This window comes from Terriglobus sp. 2YAB30_2 (assembly GCF_052114765.1).
In the GTDB taxonomy this organism is placed as follows: domain Bacteria; phylum Acidobacteriota; class Terriglobia; order Terriglobales; family Acidobacteriaceae; genus Terriglobus.
This window is the reverse complement of sequence record NZ_JBFRFJ010000011.1, coordinates 160,619-186,294: the sequence shown is the minus strand read 5'-3', so window position 1 is coordinate 186,294 and position 25,676 is coordinate 160,619. Positions and strand designations below refer to the sequence as shown.

Annotated in this window: 20 protein-coding genes; 7 read left to right on the top strand and 13 right to left on the bottom strand. The window is 57.8% G+C overall.

What is annotated here, in order from left to right:
* Positions 1 to 125 precede the first annotated feature (125 nt).
* On the top strand, positions 126 to 575 hold the full coding sequence (locus AB4Y89_RS17130; RefSeq protein ID WP_442302155.1) for an ester cyclase: 450 nt from the start codon (positions 126 to 128) through the stop codon (positions 573 to 575).
* Between the two features lie 58 nt (positions 576 to 633).
* Here AB4Y89_RS17130 and AB4Y89_RS17125 read toward each other — a convergent pair whose 3' ends face one another.
* Both AB4Y89_RS17125 and AB4Y89_RS17120 read right to left on the bottom strand, forming a co-directional pair.
* Positions 634 to 1,272 (bottom strand): class I SAM-dependent methyltransferase, encoded by a 639-nt coding sequence (locus AB4Y89_RS17125; protein ID WP_442302154.1) that lies wholly within the window; start codon positions 1,270 to 1,272, stop codon positions 634 to 636.
* A gap of 440 nt (positions 1,273 to 1,712) precedes the next feature.
* Positions 1,713 to 2,966, bottom strand: a complete 1,254-nt coding sequence (locus AB4Y89_RS17120) for a dipeptidase (protein WP_442302153.1) — start codon at positions 2,964 to 2,966, stop codon at positions 1,713 to 1,715.
* A 412-nt stretch (positions 2,967 to 3,378) separates the two neighbouring features.
* Here AB4Y89_RS17120 and AB4Y89_RS17115 point away from each other — a divergent pair, with 412 nt between their 5' ends.
* The 4 genes from AB4Y89_RS17115 to AB4Y89_RS17100 all read left to right on the top strand — a co-directional run bounded on the left by AB4Y89_RS17115 (position 3,379) and on the right by AB4Y89_RS17100 (position 8,642).
* Complete coding sequence (locus tag AB4Y89_RS17115) at positions 3,379 to 4,464, top strand: Dyp-type peroxidase (RefSeq protein WP_442302152.1); 1,086 nt, start codon at positions 3,379 to 3,381, stop codon at positions 4,462 to 4,464.
* Positions 4,457 to 5,260 carry a family 1 encapsulin nanocompartment shell protein gene (locus AB4Y89_RS17110; protein WP_442302151.1) on the top strand — a complete coding sequence of 268 codons (804 nt, stop codon included), beginning with the start codon at positions 4,457 to 4,459 and terminating at the stop codon, positions 5,258 to 5,260. The genes AB4Y89_RS17115 and AB4Y89_RS17110 overlap by 8 nt, the downstream gene beginning before the upstream one ends.
* Positions 5,261 to 5,588: 328 nt before the next feature.
* A complete protein-coding gene (locus AB4Y89_RS17105; protein WP_442302150.1) occupies positions 5,589 to 7,046 on the top strand; it encodes a hypothetical protein in 1,458 nt (485 codons plus the stop codon).
* Between the two features lie 21 nt (positions 7,047 to 7,067).
* Positions 7,068 to 8,642: a hypothetical protein gene (locus AB4Y89_RS17100; RefSeq protein WP_442302149.1), complete on the top strand. Its 1,575-nt coding sequence runs from the start codon at positions 7,068 to 7,070 to the stop codon at positions 8,640 to 8,642.
* 272 nt (positions 8,643 to 8,914) lie between these two features.
* Here AB4Y89_RS17100 and AB4Y89_RS17095 read toward each other — a convergent pair whose 3' ends face one another.
* The 11 genes from AB4Y89_RS17095 to AB4Y89_RS17045 all read right to left on the bottom strand — a co-directional run bounded on the left by AB4Y89_RS17095 (position 8,915) and on the right by AB4Y89_RS17045 (position 21,620).
* Complete coding sequence (locus AB4Y89_RS17095) at positions 8,915 to 10,933, bottom strand: LVIVD repeat-containing protein (protein ID WP_442302148.1); 2,019 nt, start codon at positions 10,931 to 10,933, stop codon at positions 8,915 to 8,917.
* Positions 10,930 to 11,646, bottom strand: coding sequence for a DUF305 domain-containing protein (locus AB4Y89_RS17090; RefSeq protein WP_442302147.1), 717 nt, complete (start codon positions 11,644 to 11,646; stop codon positions 10,930 to 10,932). The genes AB4Y89_RS17095 and AB4Y89_RS17090 overlap by 4 nt, the downstream gene beginning before the upstream one ends.
* A 327-nt stretch (positions 11,647 to 11,973) precedes the next feature.
* Positions 11,974 to 12,231: a hypothetical protein gene (locus AB4Y89_RS17085; RefSeq protein WP_442302146.1), complete on the bottom strand. Its 258-nt coding sequence runs from the start codon at positions 12,229 to 12,231 to the stop codon at positions 11,974 to 11,976.
* Positions 12,232 to 12,243: 12 nt separating this feature from the next.
* Complete coding sequence (locus AB4Y89_RS17080; RefSeq protein ID WP_442302145.1) at positions 12,244 to 13,653, bottom strand: hypothetical protein; 1,410 nt, start codon at positions 13,651 to 13,653, stop codon at positions 12,244 to 12,246.
* A 103-nt stretch (positions 13,654 to 13,756) separates the two neighbouring features.
* Positions 13,757 to 15,280: a hypothetical protein gene (locus tag AB4Y89_RS17075; protein WP_442302144.1), complete on the bottom strand. Its 1,524-nt coding sequence runs from the start codon at positions 15,278 to 15,280 to the stop codon at positions 13,757 to 13,759.
* A gap of 286 nt (positions 15,281 to 15,566) precedes the next feature.
* Positions 15,567 to 17,831 (bottom strand): winged helix-turn-helix domain-containing protein, encoded by a 2,265-nt coding sequence (locus AB4Y89_RS17070; protein WP_442302143.1) that lies wholly within the window; start codon positions 17,829 to 17,831, stop codon positions 15,567 to 15,569.
* A 103-nt stretch (positions 17,832 to 17,934) separates the two neighbouring features.
* On the bottom strand, positions 17,935 to 18,432 hold the full coding sequence (locus AB4Y89_RS17065) for a hypothetical protein (RefSeq protein ID WP_442302142.1): 498 nt from the start codon (positions 18,430 to 18,432) through the stop codon (positions 17,935 to 17,937).
* A 29-nt stretch (positions 18,433 to 18,461) separates the two neighbouring features.
* Positions 18,462 to 19,178, bottom strand: coding sequence for a di-trans,poly-cis-decaprenylcistransferase (locus AB4Y89_RS17060; protein ID WP_442302141.1), 717 nt, complete (start codon positions 19,176 to 19,178; stop codon positions 18,462 to 18,464).
* Complete coding sequence (gene creD / locus AB4Y89_RS17055) at positions 19,175 to 20,569, bottom strand: cell envelope integrity protein CreD (RefSeq protein WP_442302140.1); 1,395 nt, start codon at positions 20,567 to 20,569, stop codon at positions 19,175 to 19,177. Before creD ends, AB4Y89_RS17060 begins: the two co-directional genes overlap by 4 nt.
* Positions 20,570 to 20,632: 63 nt before the next feature.
* A complete protein-coding gene (locus AB4Y89_RS17050; protein ID WP_442302139.1) occupies positions 20,633 to 21,016 on the bottom strand; it encodes a transcriptional regulator in 384 nt (127 codons plus the stop codon).
* Positions 21,006 to 21,620 carry a hypothetical protein gene (locus AB4Y89_RS17045; RefSeq protein WP_442302138.1) on the bottom strand — a complete coding sequence of 205 codons (615 nt, stop codon included), beginning with the start codon at positions 21,618 to 21,620 and terminating at the stop codon, positions 21,006 to 21,008. Before AB4Y89_RS17045 ends, AB4Y89_RS17050 begins: the two co-directional genes overlap by 11 nt.
* A gap of 85 nt (positions 21,621 to 21,705) precedes the next feature.
* Between AB4Y89_RS17045 and AB4Y89_RS17040 the strand changes: the two genes are divergently transcribed.
* Together AB4Y89_RS17040 and AB4Y89_RS17035 are read left to right on the top strand one after the other, a co-directional pair.
* A complete protein-coding gene (locus AB4Y89_RS17040; RefSeq protein ID WP_442302137.1) occupies positions 21,706 to 23,121 on the top strand; it encodes a 3' terminal RNA ribose 2'-O-methyltransferase Hen1 in 1,416 nt (471 codons plus the stop codon).
* Positions 23,118 to 25,673 carry a polynucleotide kinase-phosphatase gene (locus tag AB4Y89_RS17035; RefSeq protein WP_442302136.1) on the top strand — a complete coding sequence of 852 codons (2,556 nt, stop codon included), beginning with the start codon at positions 23,118 to 23,120 and terminating at the stop codon, positions 25,671 to 25,673. The genes AB4Y89_RS17040 and AB4Y89_RS17035 overlap by 4 nt, the downstream gene beginning before the upstream one ends.
* The last annotated feature ends 3 nt before the right edge of the window (positions 25,674 to 25,676 follow it).

Below are 25,676 nucleotides of genomic sequence, written 5' to 3'. Positions count from 1 at the left end.
TGCGATGCGTGGGGCAAAGCACTTTGGCGGCAAGATCCGGGATGTGATCGGCACTCTGTCCGGTTAGGTTTTGACCTGCAGAGCGACATCTTGTCTCTGCTATCTCAACCCAAAGGAACACAAGTATGTCGAAGGAAGCACAGAACAAGGCTCTCGTCGGACGCTGGTTCACCGAGTTCTGGGGACCAACGGTCAACCTCAACGTCGTTGATGAACTTGCGGCCCCGGACATGTTGCTGCAGTATTCACTGCACGAGCCACGCCGCGGCCACGAAGATATCAAGGCATTTATGACGGGATTCCGCCAGGCCTTCCCCAACCTCAACTTCTGGGGAGCGGCGGATCTCATCGCTGAAGGTGACTACGTCGTCGGACGCTGGGAGGGTGGCGGTACACACACCGGACCGGCCTTCAGCGATTTCCTGGCCGGATCATTGCCCATGAACAGCGGCCGCAAGATGCACTTCACCGGGACCACCGTTCTCCGCATCAAGGATGGAAAGATCGCCGAGGAGGTTGGTCTGGACGATGGCGTCACCGCGCTCACGCAACTCGGACTGATTCGAACCGCTTAAAGAGAAGCGGCAGCCATAATTCGGCTGCCGCCCTCTTCGGTGAACGCTAGGGTGTGTCCTAGGCCGCAACAGCCACAGACTGTGGATTCTTAGAACGATAGATGCGATAGTCGTAACCCTCTGTGACGAAGGAAAGATACGGCATACTGTCCGCGACGTTTGCATAGACGGGGAAATCCATAATGACCCAGACATCGCGGAAGGACGACTCCAGAGACCGTCCCAGGTTCTCCAGAACAGTCCGCATCACCTCTTCGCCGAACGGATTGAACAGGTACACGACCAGCTTTTCGTCTGGAAACCGGAATTCCATCGCATTCACGTTCATGCACGTTGCGGAGCACAGGCGTGCGCGATCGTCGTTGTGAAGATTCAACTTCGCGAGATCGCTCAGCTCCTTGCGCAACTCCACCCCGATGGCGGTACGGAAGGAATACTCCTCCAGAGCCATAAGAAGCATGCGTCCTTTGCCGCAACCGACGTCGATGAAGGTGTACTCCTGAGGATTCGTCACCGGCAGAGCCTGCAGCACACGCCGCGCACATTTGGGACGGATCGGGACATAGGTATGGTTGGTGGTATCGGTTTCCCAGCCCTTGCGAGCCTGGTCGGCACGGTCAGCCGAAGTATCCGTGCCATGACGCCAGTCAAACCACCAGTCCTCAAAATCAGTGTTGAGTTTGATCAGCTGCGGCACGCCCGGGATTTTGCGAATCGCCTGACGGAGCATAGTGCGGTGATCATAGCAACCGGAAAATTCCGCGACTATGGCAAGAATCTATCTTTGAAGATGGCATGAATCTCTAGTACGAATCTGTAGGTCGGCTTCTATAGATCCCCTGTCCAGGTGTCCCATCCCTCGGTAGGGTAAGCGCTGAAGGCGCGCTCTATACCAGCCTGGGGCAACGCCCCAGGTATCCGACCCAAAGAAATGTAAAGGGCTGAAGGCCCGCTCTATAGTTCGGTGGCTTCCTGCCCACCCTAACTTTGTGAGGGTGGGGCACCCGGGCTGGGAAGAATCGGTCGAACAGCAGATTCTCCGCTATCGCTGCGAAATGACAAAAAAATACACCCTATATGTCGACACGCCCTAGGTGGGAACACCCAAATTCCTTCGCTACGAAATGACAAAAAAACTCAACCTCCAGCAATCTGGCCAAAGACTCTCAACAAATTCCCACCCCAGAACTTCCTGATGCGCTCTTCCGAATAGCCTCGCCGCAACATACTCTCCGTAATCATCGGCAGATCGCGGACGTCCCGCATGCCGCGCGCCAGCGTTGGCCCACCATCGAAATCGCTGCCTAGCGCGACGTGATCTTCTCCCACCAGCCGGATCACGCGGTCAACCACATCGACCCAGTTGTCCACGCTCATCTGGACTTCTGCGGGAACTTCAGCGCCCAGCATGGGATATCCCGGCGCCACAAGTTCATCGACCTCGTAGATCGACTTCCCCCGAACGCGCGTCGGAACATCGGTGGTGTCCCAGAAGGTCTTGCGGCGATGCTCCGTGATCCATGCATACTCCTTTGGATAGGCGAACTCGCTGCCGATCTGAATGCCGAGCACGCCACCCTTCGCCGTCAGCTTCTGCAACAGGCTGTCCGGGATATTTCTGGGAATATCATTCACGCTGCGCAGCCCGTGATGCGTAGCGACCACCGGATGATCGCTCACCTCGATGGCCTGCTGCATCGTCGTATCCGCCGAGTGCGAGACATTGATGACCATGCCCAACCGGTTCATCTCCCGGATCAGCTTGCGCCCGTTGTCTGTAAGTCCATTCGCCTTTGCCGGAGAACAGCAGGCATCCGCGTAATGCTGGTTCCAGTTATGAGCAGAGAGCTGTGCCGAGCTCAGCCCCCTGGCATGCAGCTCACGAAGCACGCCAAGGTCACCGTCGAGATCGTAACTGCCCTCAATATCAAGGACCGCCGCCAGCCTGCCCGATGCCGCTGCGGCTTGAACCTCGGAGGCTTTGCGCGCCAGCACGACCTTGTCTCGATTCAGCGCCAGTTGGCGGTATGCGTGATCGATACGCCGCAGCGTCTGCTTGGTCTCGAAGCGGCCGGGATAGTACTCCTCCGGCACAAAGATAGAGAGGAAGAAGGCCTTCTCTCCGCCTTCCTTGGCACGGACAAGGTCCCACTGCCCCTCGTTCGAACGCTCTCCCATACTGCCACCGTGATAGAACTCGCGGTCGAGCGCGTGGACGTGACCATCGAAGATCAGCATCTGCTGATGCATCGCTCTCGCGCGCTCCGTGAGCGGCTCGGCCCATGTCATCGCACTGCCGGTAAGAGAGGCAAGCGAGGCAGACTTCAGAAACTGGCGTCGGGACAGCAGGGCAGTTCTCCTTAGGTCGATTGCCGTAGATACAACCCGCAAAGGCATTGCTACACACGGCGCGCACCTTGAAACAAGGGGAATCATACCTTGAGCAATGCTCCTACGGCACGAAACACATAGAGTAGTTAAGCGGTGGGAGCAGCGGGCTTCAGCCCGCTGGTAAAGGTTTAAAAGTAAATGGGCTTTAGCCTTGGGCCTTCTTTGTCTGACAAGAAAAGGCCCAAGGCTAAAGCCCATTTCCATGTTGAGCCTATAGACCGTGGCCTGAAGGCCACGGCTCCCGCCGATTCGAGCTTCGCTCGAATATCCCACCCATTGCTGGGCGCAATGGATGGGGCACCCAGAGCATAGGCCCCATTATTGATGCCCCCCATCCAACCCTCTCAGCGTCGTTCCACATGAGGCCCCACCGCAAAAATGCGATACTGCAAAAAGCAGATCGAGATCGACAATGAATACCCCCAGCGAGCTGAACGAGGTTGTTCTCCCCCAAAACGTAGTTGGCCCGCTGACGCGATCGGCGATCTTTCTAGTGTTGTGTATCCACCAGGATGACGACGCTTACACCCGTATTCGCGAGTTCTGTGCCGGTCTCTCCGGCCTGGTTCGCGCGGTGGAGTTTCGCGATGTCGAGGCAGGCCTGACCTGCGTCGCCGGATTCGGTTCCGATGCCTGGGACAAGCTCTTCGGAGCGCCCCGTCCAGCCGAGCTGCACCCCTTTCGCGAGATCCGCTCGGGCAACCGTCACGCCGTCTCCACACCGGGCGACCTGCTGTTCCATATCCGCGCCAGGCGTATGGACCTGTGCTTCGAGCTGGCAACGCAGATCATGGAGAGCATTGGGGATGTGGTTTCTGTCGCCGATGAAGTACACGGCTTCCGCTACCTCGACRATCGCGACGTGATGGGCTTTGTTGACGGCACGGAAAATCCCCGTGGGGACACCGCACGCGATGCGGCGATCATCGGCAGCGAAGATCCGGCATTTACAGGCGGAAGCTACGTGATCGTGCAGAAGTACCTTCACGACATGAAGGCATGGAACGCTCTTCCGACCGAGATGCAGGAACGCATCATCGGCCGCCGCAAGCTCTCCGATATAGAGCTAAGCGACACCGACAAGCCCGCCTATGCGCACAATGCGCTTACCAATATTGAAGAGAACGGCCGCCAGTTACAGATTCTGCGAGACAACATGCCATTCGGACGTCCGGGGCACGGTGAATTCGGGACATACTTTATCGGCTACAGCCGCACGCCGCGCATCACCGAAATGATGCTGGAGAACATGTTCATCGGCCGCCCACCTGGAAATTACGACCGGCTGCTCGACTTCAGCCAGCCTGCAACGGGCAGCCTGTTCTTCGTTCCGACAATGTCGTTCCTCGACGATGTCACGGCCGACGCACCAGCAGCGGCAGAGAACACAGCGGCGCCGGTTAGCGAACCGCCCGTGCCCGTGCCGGCGCCTGCTTCCATTGCCATAAACGACACCTCACTCAAGATAGGATCACTGAAGGGAGAACGAAATGAATAACCTTCACCGCGAACTTGCACCCATCTCCGAGGCAGCATGGGATCAGATTGAAGAAGAGACGACAAGAACGCTGAAGCGCTATCTGGCCGGCCGGCGGGTTGTGGATGTTCCAGGTTCAGGAGGAATCGCTTTCCCCGGTGTAGGAACAGGACACCTGAAGCAGATCTCTGCTCCCGCGGAAGGTATCTTCGCAAACCAGCGCGAAGTGAAGCCGCTGGTCGAGCTGCGGGTCCCCTTTGAACTATCGCGTCAGGACATCGACGATGTGGAGCGCGGCTCCAACAACTCCGACTGGCAGCCCGCGAAGGACGCCGCGAAGAAGCTGGCATTCGCCGAAGATCGCGCCATCTTCAACGGCTATCAAGATGCGGGCATTCAGGGCGTTCGCGAAGCTACCAGCAATCCCATCGATATACTGCCCGCCGATGTTCGGGATTATCCGGATGCAGTGGCGCGCGCGCTAAGCCAGTTGCGGCTGGTCGGTGTCAACGGACCCTACTCCGTCCTGCTGGGAGCAAACGAATACACCGCGCTAGCCGAGACTCGCGATCACGGATATCCCGTCCTCGAACATGTGAAGCGCATCGTGGACGGCAACCTGATCTGGGCTCCGGCGATCGAAGGCGCCTTTGTTATGACGACACGCGGCGGCGACTTCGAACTCACCATCGGACAGGATGTCTCGATCGGCTATCTCAGCCACACCGAGTCCACGGTCAAGCTGTACCTTCAGGAGACCTTCGTCTTCCGCGTGCTCACCACGGAAGCGGCGGTGGCGCTGTCGCCGTCTCGATAGAGAATTTCTCCTGTAGGTGCAGTACAGGGCGTTTGCATCTATGGGCGTTTTCCTCAGTGAAAACGCCGCTGCACTCCCTTGCCGGGATACCCAGCAACAGGGAAAATGCTCTAGCACTGCCTTTATACAAAATTTCCTGACACACCGCCTTTGAATGCTCCGCAAAAAATATACCCATGCGGGGCATTTCCCGCGTGCCTGCATGCTGAATGTATACGGATACATGTATGATGATCGCGCTCTCCAAACTGCGAGATTTCCAGTGTCATCCATGCCAAAAGAACCGATTTCCGATCACAAACGCCTCACGCGCCGCGAGCTGGGTCGAATGCTTACCGCGATAGGCCTGCTTGGTCCCGCCTCGCACTCCGCCCTCGCCCAGTTAGTGACGGGAGCGAGCAAAGTAAAAGCCGGCGCTGGGCAACTACAGTCGAAACTTGAGATCACCTCCTCCAACGCAAAGCTCGTCGAAGTCTTTGAGTGGGCCAGGACGCAGGCCATGGCCTACACCTTTGACCAGAATGATCCTGTCGGCCCCTGGTATGAGGCCGTTGAGCCCGGGCGCGAGGCTTTCTGTATTCGCGATACCTGCCACCAGACGCTTGGAGCACACATGCTCGGGCTGGCGCGATGCAATCTCAACATGCTGCGCAGATTCGCCGAGCACCTCTCCGACTCCAAAGACTGGTGCAGCTACTGGGAGATTGATCGCTTCAACCGGCCGGCTCCCGTGGACTACAAGGACGACGCGGAGTTCTGGTACAACCTGCCCTCGAACTTCGATCTCGTCGACTGCTGCTACCGCATGTATGTCTGGACCGGCGATCCGGCTTACATCGAAGATCCGATGCTTCTCAACCTCTACGACCGCACCGTGAACGACTACGTCGAGCGCTGGGGCCTGGATATCGACCACATCATGACGCGGCCGCGTTTGCTGAACGTCCGGGGCATCTTCGATACGAAGAAGAAGTTTCCGAAGAACCGCGGTATCCCTGGCTATAACGAGGGCGACCACAGCTATGTACTTGGCTTCGACGTGCTTGCCTCGCAGCGCGCCGCCTATCTTGCCTATGCGCATATCCAGCAAGTGCGTCAGAACGCCACACTGGCAGCAACATTCCTAGGCAAAGCCGCGGCCGTTGAAAAGCTGCTGCGAGAGACATGGTGGAACAAGACCGACCAGTGTTTCTATGCGCGGCTCAACAAGGATCATCAGCTCGAAGGCCGCAGTGGACGTGGCTCCGGCGCAACCCAGACCCTGGACTGGAATGCAGAGGGAACCTCCGACACAGCGGGCTTCCCACGCGCTGACGACACGAATGCTGTCGTCTCCCGCCTGCTCGATCTGAGTCATGCCCGCCTGGAGTATCCCGAGATCTCGTTCGCCAGGGTCGGCGATATAGTCAGCGACATCATCGGAGTCAACCTGCAGTTCACTTCGCCGCTACTCTCTTCCGTAGAAGGCAACTGGGTGGAAGTGACGGTGAAGACACTCTCTGGCCTGGGAAGCACCATTGACTGGGCCGAGATACGCAACCTTCCCATCCGCGCCTGCGAGGTCAGCATCCGCCATGATGGCAACAGCCGCACTACCTTTACGAACCAACGTGGCCCTGCCCTGATCTGGCGAGCCTTCTTCGATGGACAACACCAATCGCTACTGGTAAATGGGCAGCCGGTTAAGGCTGCCGTTGAGGCCGATGATCGTGGGCGCTCCCTCTCTTCGGTTCGTGTCACCGTCGGGGCTGGAGGAACGGTAAGCGTAGAAACAGGCAAAGGCTGACGGAAACGAGGAACAGGGCCCTTGATCTCACTGCGGTATACACAATTTTCCCGGCGCCTGGGCATCGCTGCCCTGGCTCTGACTGCTTCGACGAATGCGGCGCCGCCATCCGCGCCACACAGTCAGTGGGTCTATCCGGATACCTCCGGAAAACTGATCTATCGAACGCTTGAATCCGGCGACCGAATCCTCGACTTCTCCTATGCCGGCTATGGTGGCGGCGGCGTTGCCATTCCCTCGTTACCCGTGAAGGCGACCGTTGCTCCTTCTGGAGAGGACGACACTCCTGCGATTCAAGCAGCAATCGACACCGTATCGAAGCTGCCTCTGGCGCATGGTGTACGCGGAGCGGTGGTTCTCGCAAAGGGACACTTCCATTGCCAGGCTACATTGAACATTCAGGCCGACGGGGTGGTCTTTCGCGGAAGCGGAATGGACGAAGGCGGTACCGTGATTGAGATGACTGGCGATCCTCATCTTGCGATCTCCGTTGCGGGACAAAATAGCATCAAGGCTGACGGCCCTTCCACGACCATCTCTGATGCCTATGTGCCATCCGGCTCCGCCTCACTGAGCGTTCGTGACGCCACGCTCTTCCATGTCGGTGACAGGGTGCAGATTACACGCCCGGTTACACCCGAATGGCTGCACCAGATGGGCATGGACACGCTGGTCCGCAACGGCAAAAAGCAGACATGGATCGCCGGCGACCTCAAGACAGAACGCACCATCGCCGCAATCAGCGGCAAGAAGCTCACCTTCGATGTTCCTCTGGCCGACTCCTATGACGTGCACTATCTTGGCCCCAATGGGGCAAGCATCACCAGGGTGGAACACACCGGGCAGATCTCACAGGTCGGCGTGGAAAACCTGCGGCTGGTCGCTCCTGCACGCAGCGTGACGCTCAACGACAAGCACTTCAACGGCCTGCAGATGAACAACGTGGTCGACGGCTGGGTCCGTAATCTGCGCATCTTCGATACGACTGAGGCGGTTGGCATCGGCAAGGATGCACGCCGGATCACCGTGCAACAGGTAGACGTCACGCAGAGCAAGCCAATCGTCGGCAATGCAAAACCTGCGGACTTCTCTGCCAATGGAACGCAGGTCCTCTTCGATCGATGCAGTGCCACTGGCGACAGCGTCTTCTACATCGCCGTCGGTCCTGGCATGCAAGGCCCGAATGTTGTGCTGCACTGCGTCTTTCACGGAAACGGGCACATCCAGCCGCACCAACGCTGGTCTACCGGAATATTGATCGACAGCTGCCAGGTCCCGGAAGGCGGCATCGACCTGATGAACCGCGGCGCAATGGGCTCCGGACATGGCTGGACGATGGGCTGGGGTGTGCTTTGGAATAACGTTGCCAAGTCCTACCTTGTCCAGATGCCTCCGGGCGCAGCGAACTGGGCCATCGGCAATCGTGGCGAACAGATTCTCGGTAAGCTGCCAACCTTCGATCCCGGCCCTGAACTTCCCATGCTGCCGCAGGGAATCATCGATTCCCAGGAAACACCTGTAGCACCTGAAAGCCTCTATCTCGAACAACTGAAACAACGCCTGGGAGCACAGGCTCTACACAACATCGGCTATTAGGTCGAGATTGTGGTGATCCAGCCCACCCTAGCGTTGCGAGGGTGGGCACCCGGGCAAAGGAGAGGAAAACAGATTTCCCCGCTACGATCCAAAGAAGAATGCAATGTAGCAGGCACAGAATGCCCCCTGGCGCTTCCCCCGCCGGGTGCCCCACCCTCACGGAGTTAGGGTGGGCGAGGGATACCGATAGTTCCTGATAAGCCACAAAGACGCCCAATAAACACAAAGGGCGAGCCTTGCGGCTCGCCCTTTCGCTTGTATCTCCGAATCAACTACATTCCCGCTTTGTCTGTAGCAGACCCGCCACCCGCAAGGATCTTTGCCAATCCATGCAAACGGTCCGCATCTGCCGATGTCTTCGCAGCCGCCGCAGCCTTCTCCGCTGCCTTGGCATCAGCTGCCAGCTTCTTCGCATTCTTCGCGTCGATGTCGGCGGCGATCGCCTTGATCCTTTCAGCAGGCAGGCTGGTTCCGCGTGCAAGCTGATCGAGGTAGGCCTTCGCCGTGACAAACGTCATCGGATAGTCGATATGGGGCTGGTCCTGCACATTCAATTCAGGCAGATTGATCTGCGCTGCTGCATCGATTTCATTCTGCGTCAGGTATTTGGTTGGAAGCAGCTTTAGAACATCGGTGCCGCGAGCGATCTCAGATCCGTAGATATAGCCGTTGTAGTAGTAGGTTGACCACTGGCCACCCATCGCCGGACGACTGTCATCGACCGGACCGCGATCGAAGTAGCCGATCTCGAAGGGGTGCGTGGGATCGGTGTAGTCCACAATCGAGATACCGCCCTGATACCAGGACTGAACCTCGATGTTGCGTCCAGGCACCGGAATCATAGAGCCGTTGTGCGCGACGCAGTTCTCCTTATCGGTCTGCGCAGCAGGCATCTTGTAGTACGAAGCAAGCTTCAGCTTCTTGTCCGGAGTGATGGTGAAGATAGCATCGGCGCCCCACGCCATGGGGTCAGTAGCGCGGCAGCGTGGCTGTCCGCCACCGCCCCACTCATCGGTAAAGAGCACCGTCTTACCGTCGTTCGAGAAGTTAGCCGAGTGCCAGAAGGCATAGTTCGGATCAGTGACGGCATCGATGCGCTTGGGATTGGCAGGATCCTTGATGTCAATCAGGATGCCGTTGCCCGAGCAGGCGCCGCCCGCGAGACCAAGCCACGAGTAAACGGTGATGTCATGGCAGCCGCGCGTCGCAGAGGTTGTCTGCGTGCCATCGCCATGGTTGCCGCCGTGCCATAGGGCATCGAGCTTACCGCTCTGCGGGTCAGAGAAGATGCGAGGGCTGTTGATGACCTTGGCCAGCTCAGGATGCGCCAGCGGAACCTTGATGACGACGATGGTGAAGACCGCTGTAGTCGGATCCTTATCGGGATCACCGCCGGAGCAGCCGGAGAGCTCTTCCGAAGGACGAACGCCGGCCGAACCGGAGACATAGACGTAGACATTGTCCTTGTCCTTCGGATCGACAACCAGCGTATGCGTATGCGATCCACGGCAGGTCTGTACGTCGACGATCTGCTTCGGGCTGCGGATGTCAGAGATGTCGAAGATACGAACGCCCTTCACACGATCAGCACTCGGGGGCGGCTGACGCATGCGGAAGGTACGCATCGCGGCGGCATCCTTCTCCGCATCCCCCGTAGGTGCAGGCGGGGTAGGCTCAGGGCCTGCAGTGGCGAAGCCCTGCGTTCCGCAGTCCATGCGGCCGTTCGCCGCCTCCACTGACATGAACATCAGATGTCCATAAACCGATACATCACCCTGGCCACCGGGGCAGACGATCGACGTCACCAGCTTCAGGTGCGCCGGATCGGCAATGTCATAGATGTTGATGCCGTTGTAGTTGCCGTTGAACAGGTACTTCGAATTGAAGGCGAGGTCAGAGTTCGTTCCTCCGTAGTTCGCACGCGGACCTGTAGGACGAGCAGCGCCAGGCTGGCGTGGCGCATCAGGATCAACGGGAGGCGGAGGCGGCGTCGCATCGATAGCCTTGATGGAGTCAAGATCCGGAGCAAAGCCCGCAGGCTTTGGCGTTGAGTTCAGCAGTTGCAGACCACTGGCTGCCTGGCCCGCATCGTAGAGCCCGCCCTTGAGGCCGATACGCGGATCATCGGTAGCCCGCTGATTGACGAAGACGCTGGGCGGCTTCGGCGGCGTTTTGGTGGGAGTAGCTGACGACGCGGTGGTGGTTTGGGCAACAGCCAGACCGGTTGCGTACAACGCAACCGTCAGTGCCAAAGTCTTGGGCATAACGCGCAGGGAATTCTTCCAGCTCATTCTCTCTCCTTCAACATGTGACGCATGATGTCGATCTCGGCCTGTTGGGTGTTGTCGACATCATTGGCGAAGTCAAACAACTGCGGGTCCTGGCCGGCTCCCGGATTTGCAAACAGCTCTTTCACCATCTGCAGGGCGCCCGTGTGGTGCTGGATCATCCCCGTCAGAAACAGATGGTCGAACTTAGCTCCACTGGCCTTGCGCAGCTCGTCCATCTGCGCCGGCGTCAGCATACCGGGCATAGCCGGCATGCTCATCGCCATCATCTTCATGTGCTCTTCCTTCTCTTTGGCATCCATGCCCGACATATCCATGCCGTCCATCGAATCCATCGTGGTGGGAAGGCCACGCTCCGTAAGCCACTGTTTCATCCAACGCATCTCATCGGTCTGCGAGACATCGATCTTGTTGCCCAGCTCCCGGATCGCCGGATCCTTGGTACGGCTCTTGAGCAGTTCAGTCATCTCGACCGCCTGGTTGTGATGCATGATCATGCCCTGCATGAACTCCACATCCGGCTTGGAGGGCGGCTTCGGCGCCTCGCTGGCAGTTGCAGTAGCCGTGGACAGGGTTTTGTTCGCAGAACCCGGAGCTCCCGGCTGAACGATCGCCGGCGGGGAATCGGGGGCGGATACAGATTGCTGCGACAAGGCCGCCGTTGCGCATAATGCAAACGCAACTGCAATGCCGGATTGGCGCGATACATATGCCACAGAAGACAACATTCCTCCAATACCGTGGAAGACCACGACAACGCTTTGACCTGAGAACTTCCTGGAAAATGCCGCAAACCTGAGCAGGCGAGGATATAAAGCCTGCCAGGGAGATGGGACGTACAACAGCAAAAGCGGACAAAAGACTTTGTCGCAGCCCTTATGGACAGTGTGTGGCCAACTATAAATGGACCCATGCCCGGGCGCAATATCCGTATTAATACGGATATTGCGCCCGGGACACACCCTTCGCTGAATCGCGCAAAAAGCCGCGCGCCTGACCCCTCTCTCATCTGAGAGCAGCAAGACGCGCGGCCACGAAAACAGCTACTGGAGTGAGATAGTTCCTGTCGGGACACCAGCTCCAACGATCGGATTGTTCTGGAAGCTCACCACAGCCGACGGTCCTGACGTGGAGATCGCTACGCCATTCGAGGCCGCAGAAACACCGCTAATCCGAGCAGTCGCTGTTACCGACCCCGTACCCGTTACCTGTATTCCGGCTACGGTATTGCCGAAGGCACTGCTGTTGAACAGGTTCATCGTTGCGCCAGCGGTGTTGGCCGTCACTTTGAAACCGGCCACCTTCGGGAATCCTCAAGTGGTCTGCTTCAAGGTGCGCCCGATGCGGACAGTTTCACTTTCGTGGATCGTCACCGCATCCAGCACGAGACCCCCTCCAACCGTCGGGTTATTGCGATTGGCAGCGAGAAAGACTTTTACCGCATCCCGGCTCTTCTTGTATTCGGGAACGATCTGGGAATCTTCAAGAATCTCCAGACCAAGCGTCATCCACTCGGTACACTTCCGATACCACTGATGATTCAGGTCTCGTACCGTTGCATCCTCCCCACGCGCAGGCTTGCTCATATCGGGACTGTACGCTGCATACAGCGGAGCCCACGATTCCCCTCGTCCAAGGTGAATCGAGTTTGGCGGATAGCCATTCGCATACATAAACAACGTGCACGTCAGACAGGAGGCCATCTTCGTTGTTTCATCACCCGTTGCTATCTCGTATGGCTCACATTTCGGTCCGAGGTTATAGGCCTTGTAGATCGCCTGGATCATCCCGTGCGTATACATCGCAATATCGTCGGAGTTGACCACCGAGGGGACAAACCTCATGCCTGCCACCTGCATAGCAACTGAAAAATTGGACCAGTCGGCAGCCGCGGTACTTCCCTTTGGCATGATCATGCCCCATGGGACATATTTACCCGTCGTGATAAGGCGGCTTTGCCACAACGGATTCATCGTATCTTTTCCTCCGCGGTCTTTTACTGTCATCGGAGGCTTCCAGCGTGACATCGGCGCCACCGTTGGCGGTACGCCATACGATGCCGTCTGGACGCTGGTGCGAACGGTCGAAAGTGGACCGATGGGATCACCCGCTGGATTATCGACAAACCCCGTATAGGCGCCGCGGCCGACATACAGGTAGTCCACCTTTTTTGCGTAGATGCGCTGCCAGAGCCTCTTTCCTTGGTCAGAAAGCACCGGCGCAAACACCTGGTTCGGAGCGGTCTGGCCCGCCATCTTGTAAACACCCATGATGACCGCGCCTTTGTCATAGCGCGGGGCTTCCCCTGCTACGGTTTGAGAAGCGATCTTTCCTTTCTTAAGGAAATAGGCCTTGATGGCCCTATCCATCTTTGTCACTGTCGCATTGAGCGCATTGAGATCCGAGTTATCGGCCTTCGGCTCCGCATCGAATCGCATCCCTTTGCCGGTCTCCGCGATGTAAGAGGCCGCAAGACCCAGAGTCACGGCCGTCATCATGACGTCCGCCTCTTTGCCTGGGTCGGAATCAGCGGTATCGCTGACGATTCCGCGGGTTGTGCGGAATGAAGAGCCGACCGGCTCTCCATATCCTCTCCGCGGAAAGAATGCCGGACCGGCAGCCACACCAAGTCCAGCTGCAGTGGAAAGCCGTATAAATTCGCGCCGCGACTTCTTGTCGAGCAGCGTAAGGTCATTACCAACATCCTGTAAGTGATCGCACATCGAGAGTCTCCATTCCGTGCTTGGGATACACGCGTTCGTGTGCATGATGACTCCGGTGCCGGAGTCATCATGCTTTCTGCCTGTTGTCACTGCTGAGTTGCTGCTAGTAGACGATGACGTAGAGATCGCCCTTGTTATCTCCGTACTCGGTATCCATCGCCTGGACGAGCACACGCCCCTTCGCAACAGGCATCAACCCTCGATAGGGAGTATTCACAGTAGACGATTGAACACGGACATAGCCGATTTGATCTCCGGACCACCTGCCGTCGGCGTCGCAGTTATCGTCACCTCTCCAGCAGTACTGGCCGCGAAGCTCCAGTGTCATGTTCTGAGGAATATCGAGATTCGTCGGCGAATTAGGATGAGTTGTGTCGATCTTCGCGACGCGGATCGGGCCTGGGATTGCAGGCTTGTAGTCGAGGAAACGGGGATCAAACTTGCAGTCGGCGTCCTGCCAGAAGTACGTGGCACAGTTTTTGAGAGCGGCGTTCATTTTAGCCAGATCATCCTGAGCCGATCGCATTTGCGTGTCGGTGCGGTCGATAATGTCGCCATTGGACCGCGCTGCAGGAACCGTGTATCGGGCAAGCAGAAGTTTTAGATCTTTCGCCTGCCCGATCCGTGCGGCCGCGCGCATCGAAGAAGCGGTGACCGTATCGAAGTTCTCATGTGCGCTGGCTAGGTCGATCGTGTCTATACCAAGATTGGTATATGGCTCAGGTGCGCCAACACCGATGGGCGCAACCGTCTCCGCGGTAATCTGGCCGGGGAACTCACGCGTGTACTTAATCAGAGAGTCCAGGTCGAATTCGGGCAGGGAGCTTACCTTGCCTCCGATCTGCGTGGCATCGATCTGTAGGGAGCTCTCCTGCTTGAGTGAGCTCATCTTGGAATTGAACTCGGCCGACGCACTCACGCCCCATCCGCTGGCGCTGGCGTCAACTTCGAGTTCGCTCTTTAACTCCGATTCGCTCTTGCTGAACGAGAGCATGGCAATGAACTCTCCGCCCATCTGCATCTGTGAGACGAACTGATCGCCACAACGAAGATAAAAGGCGCGCTGCGAGGCCGCATTCCCGGCAACTGGCGCGGCCACAGCAAGCTTGGCCCCATGGACATTAATGTCAGGCGCGGCCACAATTCTCTCCCGCACCAGGAGAAACTCCCTGGTCGCATTTGAGGAACCAGATTGCGTGAACTTGCTATGAACCTTCCCGCTGAAGCTGGCGAAGTCAGAGGAGAGGCTGGCCTCGACGGACATCTCAGAGGCGAACTGTTCGTAGGAACGAATGACCTGAATACTGTAACTGGGTGCAAACGACGTCGGCTTGGGACCGACAATGGTACCGGTAACGCAGTCTCCAGTGAAACGTTTGGTGAAGCTGTTATAGCCGCGGCCGAGATTACGCAGGACGTTATCAAGCGATGCCTGCACGGCCGAGTTGTCCTTATCCGCGCCCTCTAGATCCACGGAATCGATCTCGGCTCCGGAGCTATGACGTAAGGGCTGGTTGATGGGATAGTGGATACCTTGACCATGAGCATCAACAGAAACAATGGCTCCGGCAGAGGATAGGAATGCGATTGACAGCAGGATGGAACGGTGGAAACGGCAAGGCTTCATAAAGAACTCCAGCGCAAGAAGCGCACTTTCTTGAAATGGCAAAAAAGCGTATGGGGGTGAACCATCGACTACATGCACACAGGAGTGGGAAGAGGCACAGAAGGGGATACTGCTCTTGTTTTTCGATCACCCTAGGCGAGAGAGCTATGGAAGGCCATGGAATTGGCCTAAAATCGATCTAAAATCCACCTAACGGCGGAACCCCTTACTGCTGTGTCACTTAGCCGCCGCCAGCATGATGCATCCCTATCTAAGGCAGCCTTGCAATCTCTCGCTACGGCGTTCCCTACATATGGGCGACGCTTCCGAGCCAGACATTGTTGTTAATGATTAGGGATGGAAAAGCGATCTTTTTGCCGTCTCGCGAAGGGGAAGCCCAGATAGGATGGATAGCTTCCCGCAAGACCTTGATATGACCCGACATGTCTGCGAATAGCAGGTCATAGGCAGACTCGTTCTTGGCCTCTACAAAGACGCCTTTCCCATCGGCGGCCCAGACAGACCCAAGGATGGTGCCGAAGCCCTCGATCGGTAACTCCCGAATGCGCGGTCCAGATGATGAAAAGGTGATGAACCGAACACCGGGATGAACGACATCGTGATTCGCGGCGGCGATGGTGGTTCCGTCAGGAGAGACGGACCAGTCTCCCAGCAGATCGCGCTCCCACGCCGTTCTTCCGAGTTCCTTCCCCATGCCTGCGATGGGATCGAGCGCGAAATAGATTAGCTGGTTGCCGACGTGCTCGCGCAGGATACAGCCTCCGTTGTGTAACGGGCAATGGAACTCGCCTAGCGGACCGGTCGTCAACACCTCTTCCGGTTTACCTCCTCGCAACGGAACTCTGTAGATTGCGATCGCCTTCGCCGGCGCTCCGGAGAACTCGACAAAGAGAATCCACTTTCCATCCGGCGTGACTTCCTCCATCACCGCCCGGCCCGGCACCTGCGCCAGCAGTTCAGGCGTCTGTCGGGCAAGCCGCTGTTGGTAGATCGCATCCCGCCCGATCATATTGCTCTCCATCAAGACCGCGCTGCCGTCCGGCAGCCATGCGTGCGGATAGTTGTTCGCGGAATGATGGGTAATCCGGATAACGTTTTGCAGCGTGGAGCCCGCGAGGTTCAGATCCCCGACAAAGACATCGGACTTGTGGCTCTGCAAGACCACACCCATCTCCATTCCGCTCAAGGATGYGGTGAGACATGTCGCGAAGTCACCGTCCAGGGTAAAGACCTTCTGCGGCGCAGTCAGAAACCTCCCCGTCTGCGGGTCCGTGGCAGCAATCATGAGTCTCGTTCGCCGCGGCGCGCCGATACGTTCATTGATGGGAAAGAAAAGCCTGCCGTCCCGCAGCATATAAGCAGACTCGAAGCGGACATCCTCTTCTTTGGCGAGTTGCCGGCCGGTATCGGCGTCCACGACTTCATAGGTCCACTGATCTTCCTCCTGAGTTGAAGCAGACGGCGAGACCCGGTTGAGACTATAGCGCTCGTACGCGACACCCCGGCCACCCGGAAGCCAGAAGACGAATGGAATGCTCTCATGTTCATCGACTGACACCAGCTTTCGTGCGGCCTGTCCATCGGCTGCGGCGATCCATATCTCCTTCCGATCTCTGACGAATGCGACGCGGCGGCCATCCGGGCTGATCACCGCGAGATCGGCATCGTCAACAAGTTTTTGAGGAGCAACCCGCTGCAGTGAAATCGACCAGACCTCTGAGGTTCGGGTGTCCAGCCGGCTGCCGCTCAATAGAAGGCTCTGCTCGTCCGGGGCCCACGCAATCCGGGTTCCATGAAATGTCGTGGACGCGAGCAGGAGCCGCTCCGCGCCGGAAGCCAGCCAGCGAACAGAGACGCCGGAGAGATCGCTGTAAGCCATCATCTTTCCACTCGGCGACACCGCTTCGGTGGTTACCGCATTGTCGTCATCATTAAAAGTCACAGGCCTTAGGGGACCATCCATGACGGGCATGACGACCGATGTGGACGACACACGAGCCGCGATTCTCTGATGTTTCCAGAGAACGAGACAAGTCCCCGCGAGAATGGCGCCGGCAATGATCAGGAGAACAATCCGCAGAGAAGACCACCGGCGCGGAACGCTCAGTACGGTCGGCAAAACCTGCTCCTGATGAGGTTCCAGGATCGTCGCCGATACCGCAATGGCGAGCTCAGGCCCATTCTCTGCCTCTGCGGCCGTAGAGGTCTCCCGCACAGCTTGAATCGATTCAACTTTGGCAATGAATCGATAACCCAGGCCGATGACGGTCTCGATATACATCGGCGATGTACGGTCGTCACCGAGCTGCGCACGGAGCCGGTTCAACGCTGTGTTGATGCCGTTGGCTACATCGACCGCCTCCGGCTCCTCCCAAAGGACCACCGCAATGTCATTTCTCGTAACCAGCTCTCCGGCACGCTCCACGAAGAGCTCCAGCAGCTTCATCTGCGAGACAGAGAGATGAACACGGGCTGCCCCTCGCATCAATTCATGTCGTTTGAGGTCCAGGACAAAAGGTCCGAACTGAAAGGCAGTGATTTCGCGAGCCATGATGGAGGTTGAAAGAAGAAGTGTAACGGCCTCCAGGAGAATTTCGCGACCGTCCCCCTCCGCACTGATCGATAGTACCGCGATCGTCGTCGGGCGGGAGACACTACTGCGGACGCTCAATAACTTCGATGAGTTGTTTGCAGCGCAGGAGTGGGATTGCCCCAACGACGCCGAAGCTGCAGTCGATCATCCTCCAGCCAAAAGGAATATCTCGCACCTGTCCGGCGATCAGCGCGAGAGGAATCACTGCCACGCAGGCGATCAGGCCGAAGGTGACGACCCATTTGTTGCGGACGGGATCGACGTACGGACCGACAAAGGCAATGGCGATGACGAGGTGCGCGAATGCCAACCAGTCCGTACCGTAGGCCAGGAACGGATAGCTGACACTTGTGACCGTCAATGCCTGCTGCACACGCTCGATCCAGGGCAACAAATGCGCGGATGTCGCAGCTGGTTGCATCCACGAATGATGCAGGCCAGCAGCTAGCCAGTCCAGCTCGGTCTTCAGTGGGAAGGCAGTCACTCCGCTGAGAACCAATCCAATGATGAAGAGAACGATCCAGAATCGGATGCGGCGAAGAGCGTCAGCGTGCGTCATAAACTCCTGTCCAGACTAAGGGCAGAGATCTAAACCGTCGATAGTGCTGCCTCCGGCGCCGGCGCAGACAGGCCGCCAAAGCGGCGCTCCCTGCCATAGAACTCCTCCAGAGCAGCATCAAATTCGACCTCGTCGAAGTCAGGCCACATGCAGTCGGTAAAGTACAGCTCCGCATAGGCAGACTCCCACAGCAGAAAATCGGAGAGGCGCTTTTCGCCTCCGGTACGAATCAGCAGATCCACGTCGCTGTTGTTGCCCATGAAGCGCTGCAACAGTATCGGCTGGCACAAGGTTTCGCCCGCAGACAAAGCCATCCCTGCCGCAGCTCGCGCGATCGTCTCCCTGGAGGAGTAATCGATCGCGACACAGAGGTCGAGGCGCTCTCCTGCTGCCGTCAACAGCTCGGCCTTTTCGATCGCATTGCGAACCGCCGGAGCTAAACGGTCTCTCCGGCCAATTGCCTGCAACCGCACACTTCGATGGCGGAGCCGGTTAGTTTCGAGCCGCAGAAACGCACGCAACAGCCAGAAGATACCCTGCACCTCCGCAGTTGGCCGGCGCCAGTTATCTGACGAGAAGGCATACAGCGTAAGGCGTCCAATCCCATGATCCAGAGCGCGATCGACAATACGGCGGATCGATGCCACCCCGGCGCGGTGGCCGGCAGCGCGGGGTAACCCGCGCCGCGTCGCCCACCGGCCGTTGCCATCCATAATGATGGCTACATGCAGTCCCCTATGTGTCATCGCATGCCTTCCTGATTGGCCGCTACGGGGCTCGATGTACCGGATACCGATCCAGACCAGTCAATCGTCCGCGTGAAGTACATTGCAGCGGCTACGACGAGGAAGCTGGCGACCGAGCCGACCAGGAGCGCATTGTCCTCCAGCGTAAGCAGCAGATAGATCATCGTGTACAACAACGAGAAGATCGCGAAGGCTCGCACCCCCTGCATCCGGCTTTCGAAGATCCATGCGGCATTGATGGACAACAGCCCCACCGTTGCGCCGCCCGCAATCAGGAATCCGTAGTTGAAGCCGATACGTTCCGCGAACGAGAGCAGAAGCAGGTAGAAGATGAGCTGTGCGATGCCAACCAGCACATATTGCGCCGGGTGCACACTCTTTCGAGTCGTTGCTTCAAAGACGAAGTAGGAGAGAAAGACCATGCCAAGGAAAAGAAGCGCGTATTTCAGTGATCGTTCAACCGACTGATACGGGTCCGCAACTTCCACAAACGAGATTCCCAGGCTCGTCGTATCGAGCGAAGTCAGGATGCTTCCTGCGCCCTCAGAACGGACATTGCGGGCGATGAAAGGGACAGTCCAGGTAGCGGTGTATCCCTGCTCGTTAAGGTTTCTGGTGGCTGGCGGAATACCACCGTCGAAGCCAGGAGTACGCCAATCGCCCTGCGCTGTGAGGTGAGTTGTCTTGCCATAAGCGAGAACGGCAATCCGGTTTGCGCCGGAGAATCGAAGTACAGATTTCACATGGAACTTGTTTCCAGGCTTCGCCTCGCTGACCTGCGCCCCAATGAGCGAGAGTCTCTGTTGCAGTTTCTGCTCCCCGATGACGGCACTATCGATCGCCTTTGCAGGCGTGAGCGTCACGGTTCCGGCGTCAGAGGTAAGCACTGCGTCAGCCAACGCCCCACGCGCATCGCTTACACCGACAAGGATCTCTGCGCGGTCCCAGTTCAGCGTGGCATCTTTCGGCAAAGCCGCCGGAATGCCAGTCAGATCGAAGTTCGCGTCGAAGACCAGGTCCGCCTGAAAGACCGGCACCCGGAACAAAGAACGATGACGCTCCTCGGTTGCCGTCTTAATCGCCGCGTTTCCATCCGCGGGGAAAACAAAGTACGTCCCTCGCTCCAGCGGAGCCGATGGCGACGAACCTGGAGCACTATAAGGAATCGCAAGCGTCGGTCCGAGGAAAGTCTGCGGGCCACCAACGCCTCTGCCGATCTCGTTGGCCACCTCCTTCGCACGATTCGTCCGTTCGTTTACAAGCCCATAGACAAAGAACGAAGGTATGGTCATAAACAACGCCAGAAAACAGATCAGGATCAGCTTTACGCCCATCGATAACGAGCGAAAGATCCCTCGCACGGGTACCTGCAAGATTGAGTATTCAGCCATCGATTTCTCTCCTTTTTCTCCACCGCAAAGAACTTTGTATTGCAAAGTTATTGAACAAATTTTTTAGGCACGTGACGGTGTCAAGCCACGCACCTGGGCTCCCACGGGCTTTGTGTCTTCGGCAGCATCGCGAATCACCTGCTCCAGCGTGGAGAGATATTCGAGATAGCGCTTTCGCCCCGAAGGTGTCATACGGCACACGGTAAGCGGGCGGTTCTGATCGTGTCCTTTCAGGATCTCGACCATCTTCTCCTTCTCCAGCACACTCAAGTGCCGGCTCAGATTGCCGTCAGTCAGAGCGCACATCTGCTTGAGGTCGTTGAAGGTCAGCCCCTTGGGATTCGTCACCAGCGACGTAAGAATGCTGAGACGTGCCCGCTCGTGAATCACGCGGTCCAACCCCTCATAGGCAAAGCGGCCTCCGTCAGAGACAGACTTAGACTTCATCTCCCTCTCCTTCCGCATTCAGAAACAGGACACCGGCGACAAGGAACTGGCCGACTCCATAGGCGACGCCCATCGTCCACGGCGACAACGCACGGCTTCCTGCCAGGGAAAGGCAGCCAAGTCCAGTGGCGAGATACCAGGCGCCCGCCGCGCTCATCGCACGCGGTAGAAACCGGCAGGAAGAGAAGATACCGATGCTGAAGATCACCTGCCACAGCCCGGGAAGCATCCACGTGACCGTAGGTGCGAAGTACACCAGCACGCCGGTCAGCAACAGACCCGCACCGGCCGAAGGCAGGAACTGCACCACCGCCATGCGAAGCATCTCGTCCGACAGGCCGGAGTGCATGCGGCGTGTCCGCGTATACATTTGGACTCCAGTAAGCGCAGCACAAACCATCGCCGTCGCAACCCATACCGCCAGATACGCCGGCAGATGATGCACAGGATCGGGCACCCAATACGCCTGCGCAACAGCAGCAAGGACCGCAAAACCCCCGGTGGCAGCCAGCGTCGCCGGACCATAGCCACGAAACTCCGTGGTATTCGCCAGCTGCTTACGAATGCTGCTGATATCGCCAAGCGCTTTGTGCAGGTCGCTCATCGCTTCACTTTACATTGCAAAGTAATCCTTTCCCGAGGGGCTGTCAATACGCAAAATAAATGCGGTCGCGTAGACTAAAACCTCCATGCTGCTGACCATCTCCACCACCCACGTTCCTGCAACGGATCTGGGATATCTCCTTCACAAGAATCCAGCCCGCCTTCAGACCGAAGAACTTTCGTTTGGCAAGGCACATGTGTTTTATCCAGAGGCCGACGTCGATCGCTGCACTGTAGCGGTCCTGCTGGAGGTCGATCCCATCGGACTTGTGCGTGGACGCGGTGGTCCTGCCGGGGAAGGCGGACAGTTACAGCAATACGTGAACGACCGGCCATATGCAGCCAACTCCTTTATGAGTGTCGCGCTGGGCAGACTGTTTGGGACCGCCCTCAGTGGCCGAAGCAAAGAACGTCAGGAACTCGTGGATACACCTCTCCCCCTGAGCGTAAAGCTGCCGGCCATTGCGGCAGGTGCTAGGTCAGAGCTGGTGCGGCGACTCTTCGAGCCGCTCGGATATCGCATCTCGACCGAAAGCGGCCTGCTGGACGCCAACTTCCCGGATTGGGGAGAGTCAAGATATGCCTCTGTAGAGATCGCCGCCACGACGCGGTTGCGGGATCTGTTAACTCACCTCTATGTGCTGATTCCGGTTCTGGACAACGAGAAACATTACTGGGTCGGCGACGACGAAGTCGAAAAGCTGCTGAAACGTGGCGAGGGATGGCTTGCCACACACCCGGAAAAAGATCTGATCGTCTCACGCTACCTCAAGCGCCAGCATGGTCTGACGCGCGAGGCCCTCGATCGCCTCGCCGAAGAGGCGCCCGATACAAAAGAGGACGAGGAAGAGGTTAGGAACGAAGAAGAACAGAAAGTGGAGCGCCCTCTCGGGCTGCATGAACAGCGTATGGGCACAGTATTGTCTGTACTTCGGAGCCTCGGTGCGAGACGGGTCGTCGACCTCGGATGTGGCGAAGGCAAGCTGCTTCGTTACCTTCTGGCTGATCCTCAGTTCGAGTTCATGCTTGGTATGGATGTCTCGTGGAAGTCGCTTGAAGTCGCTAAAGAACGGCTTCACCTGGATCGCCTTCCAGAACGGCAGAAAACCCGTATCCAGCTTGTGCAGGGCTCGCTGATGTATCGCGACCAACGACTCTCGGGATTCGATGCCGCCACGGTTGTTGAGGTGATCGAGCATCTCGATGCTCCGCGTCTGGAAGCCTTCGAGCGTGTTCTCTTTGCGTTTGCACGCCCCACCCACGTGGTTCTCACCACACCGAACGTAGAGTACAACTCAGTCTTCGAGACTCTGCCTGCCGGGCAGTTGCGCCATCGCGATCATCGCTTCGAATGGAGCCGGGCGGAGTTCGAGACCTGGGCAAAACGCATCGCGGACCAGTATGGCTATGAGGTTCGCTTTCAAGCCGTGGGGCCGCAGGACCAGATGCTCGGCGCACCGACACAGATGGGAATCTTCTCGCGCGTGGGAGGTGCGGCATGAAACTCGCCTTTCCCGAACTCTCGCTTGTCCTTCTCGTCGGCCCATCAGGGTCAGGAAAGTCGTCCTTCGGGCGGAAACATTTCCTTCCCACAGAGGTGGTCTCATCCGATTTCTGCCGCGGACTTGTATCCGACGACGAGAACGATCAGGTATCGACCTCGGACGCCTTTGATGTTCTCCGCACCATCGTTCGGAAACGCCTCGCGCGCGGCAAACTGACAGTAATTGACGCGACCAATGTTCAGCCGGAATCGCGCAAGTCGCTGATCGAGCTTGCCCGCGAGTACCACGTCATGACGGTTGCAATCGTCTTCGATCTCCCGGAAAAGCTCTGCCAGGAGCGCAACTCGTTGCGTCCTGATCGCCAGTTTGGACCCCATGTTGTCAGGAACCAGTGTCAGCAGCTTCGCCGCAGCCTTCGAGGCCTGGAGCGTGAAGGTGTCCGGTACGTCTTTAAGTTCTCTTCATCGGAAGAGGTCGAGGCGGCCAACATCGAACGGCAACCGCTCTGGAATAACAGGAGGACAGACCACGGCCCCTTTGACATCGTGGGTGATGTCCACGGCTGTCTCGACGAACTACTGGAGCTACTGCAGCAGCTCGGTTACTCCGTTTCCGCAGAGGCGGCGTCGTACGTCGTCACACCGCCGGAAGGTCGGAAGCTTGTTTTCGTCGGTGACCTTGTCGATCGTGGCCCCGGCACTCCTCAGGTCTTGCACCTGGTTCATGGCATGGTCCAGGCGGGACACGCCATCTGTGTTCCCGGGAATCACGATATCAAGCTGGTCAAGGCATTGCGCGGACGCAACGTACAGATCACGCACGGACTCGACACATCGCTGGAGCAGCTCGGAAAAGAAACACCGGAGTTCCGGCGGCAGATGGCTGACTTTATCGATGGGCTTGTCAGTCACTATGTCTTCGACGACGGCAATCTGGTGGTCGCTCACGCAGGCTTGAAGGAGTCGATGCAGGGGCGTGGCTCCGGCGCCGTCCGCGAGTTTGCTCTTTATGGCGAGACCACCGGAGAGACCGATGAATTCGGCCTGCCCGTACGTCATAACTGGGCAGCGGAGTACCGCGGCAAAGCACTGGTGGTCTACGGCCACACTCCTGTGCCGGAACCTCTCTGGCTCAATAACACCGCCAACATCGACACCGGTTGTGTCTTCGGTGGCAGCCTTTCTGCCCTCCGCTATCCGGAACGAGAGATCGTTTCAGTTCGCGCCCATGCAACCTACGCGGAACCGAAACGCCCATTCCTCGCAGGAGACCAGGTATCTGCACGGAGCATGCAACAGGCGCTCGATGACACACTCGATCTCGAAGACGTCATCGGTAAGCGCCTGATTGACACTCGGCTTGTCCCCCGCATCACCATCCGCGAGGAGAATGCCATTGCCGCACTGGAGGTAATGAGCCGTTTCGCCGTCGATCCCAAATGGCTCATCTATCTTCCTCCAACCATGTCTCCGTCGGAGACGAGCCAGCACCCGGCTCTTCTGGAGCACCCGCAAGAGGCCTTCGCCTACTACCGCAATGAAGGTATTCCGGCCGTTGTCTGCGAGCAGAAGCACATGGGCTCTCGTGCCGTTGTCATTCTTTGCCGCGAAAAAGAGACAGCGGAGCAGCGCTTCGGTGTAACAACACCAGCACTCGGCATGGTCTATACACGTACCGGACGCCGTTTCTTCAGCAATGAGGCGCTTGAGGCTGCATTTCTTACTCGTCTACGCGATGCGGCGGGAAAAGCGGGTCTGTGGACAGAACTTGGTACTGATTGGATCTGCCTCGACTGTGAACTGATGCCATGGTCGGCCAAGGCGCAGGAGCTTCTTCGCCAGCAGTATGCTCCAGCGGGCAACGCCGGGATCCGCACATTGACCGCGGAACAGCACGCTCTTGCCCAGGCTCAGGCTCGCTTACCCGAGCTTGAGGAACTGGCAACACGTACATCACAACGCCTCAATGCATTGCAGCAATATGTCCGCGAGTATCGGCAATACTGCTGGCCTGCCACATCTCTGGACGACTATCGCCTGGCCCCATTCCACATACTTGCCAGCGAAGGGAACGTGCACACCAATAAGCGGCACACCTGGCATATGGAGTTGATCGCCAGGCTCTGCGAAGCCGATAACCATCTGCTGGTCGCCACGCCCTTTCAGGTTGTAGACCTGAATGACAGCACAAGCTGCGATGCTGCCATTGCGTGGTGGACGGATCTCACGAACACAGGGCGCGAAGGCATGGTCGTCAAACCGCTGGATTTCATCAGCAAGGGGCGACGGGGAATGGTACAACCAGCCATCAAATGCCGCGGCCCGGAGTACTTGCGCATCATCTATGGGCCAGAGTATCTGCTGCCGGACAATCTTGAGCGTTTGCGTTCAAGAGCAGTCGGCGCAAAACGCTCTCTGGCCACCCGTGAGTTCGCCCTGGGCGTTGAGGCCCTGGATCGTTTCGTGCGATACGAACCGCTTCGCCGCACACACGAATGCGTTTTTGGTGTCCTGGCGTTGGAGAGTGAACCCATCGATCCCAGGCTCTAGAAA

Excerpts from the sequence above, each read along its gene's own strand:
- AB4Y89_RS17065 (WP_442302142.1), bottom strand. The coding sequence starts at position 18,432 with ATGACGCACGCTGACGCTCTTCGCCGCATCCGATTCTGGATCGTTCTC.
- AB4Y89_RS17045 (WP_442302138.1), bottom strand. The coding sequence starts at position 21,620 with ATGAGCGACCTGCACAAAGCGCTTGGCGATATCAGCAGCATTCGTAAG.
- AB4Y89_RS17035 (WP_442302136.1), top strand. The coding sequence starts at position 23,118 with ATGAAACTCGCCTTTCCCGAACTCTCGCTTGTCCTTCTCGTCGGCCCA.
- AB4Y89_RS17060 (WP_442302141.1), bottom strand. The coding sequence starts at position 19,178 with ATGACACATAGGGGACTGCATGTAGCCATCATTATGGATGGCAACGGC.
- AB4Y89_RS17040 (WP_442302137.1), top strand. The coding sequence starts at position 21,706 with ATGCTGCTGACCATCTCCACCACCCACGTTCCTGCAACGGATCTGGGA.
- creD (WP_442302140.1), bottom strand. The coding sequence starts at position 20,569 with ATGGCTGAATACTCAATCTTGCAGGTACCCGTGCGAGGGATCTTTCGC.
- AB4Y89_RS17050 (WP_442302139.1), bottom strand. The coding sequence starts at position 21,016 with ATGAAGTCTAAGTCTGTCTCTGACGGAGGCCGCTTTGCCTATGAGGGG.
- AB4Y89_RS17075 (WP_442302144.1), bottom strand. The coding sequence starts at position 15,280 with ATGAAGCCTTGCCGTTTCCACCGTTCCATCCTGCTGTCAATCGCATTC.
- AB4Y89_RS17080 (WP_442302145.1), bottom strand. The coding sequence starts at position 13,653 with ATGTGCGATCACTTACAGGATGTTGGTAATGACCTTACGCTGCTCGAC.
- AB4Y89_RS17105 (WP_442302150.1), top strand. The coding sequence starts at position 5,589 with ATGCTTACCGCGATAGGCCTGCTTGGTCCCGCCTCGCACTCCGCCCTC.
- AB4Y89_RS17130 (WP_442302155.1), top strand. The coding sequence starts at position 126 with ATGTCGAAGGAAGCACAGAACAAGGCTCTCGTCGGACGCTGGTTCACC.
- AB4Y89_RS17110 (WP_442302151.1), top strand. The coding sequence starts at position 4,457 with ATGAATAACCTTCACCGCGAACTTGCACCCATCTCCGAGGCAGCATGG.
- AB4Y89_RS17095 (WP_442302148.1), bottom strand. The coding sequence starts at position 10,933 with ATGAGCTGGAAGAATTCCCTGCGCGTTATGCCCAAGACTTTGGCACTG.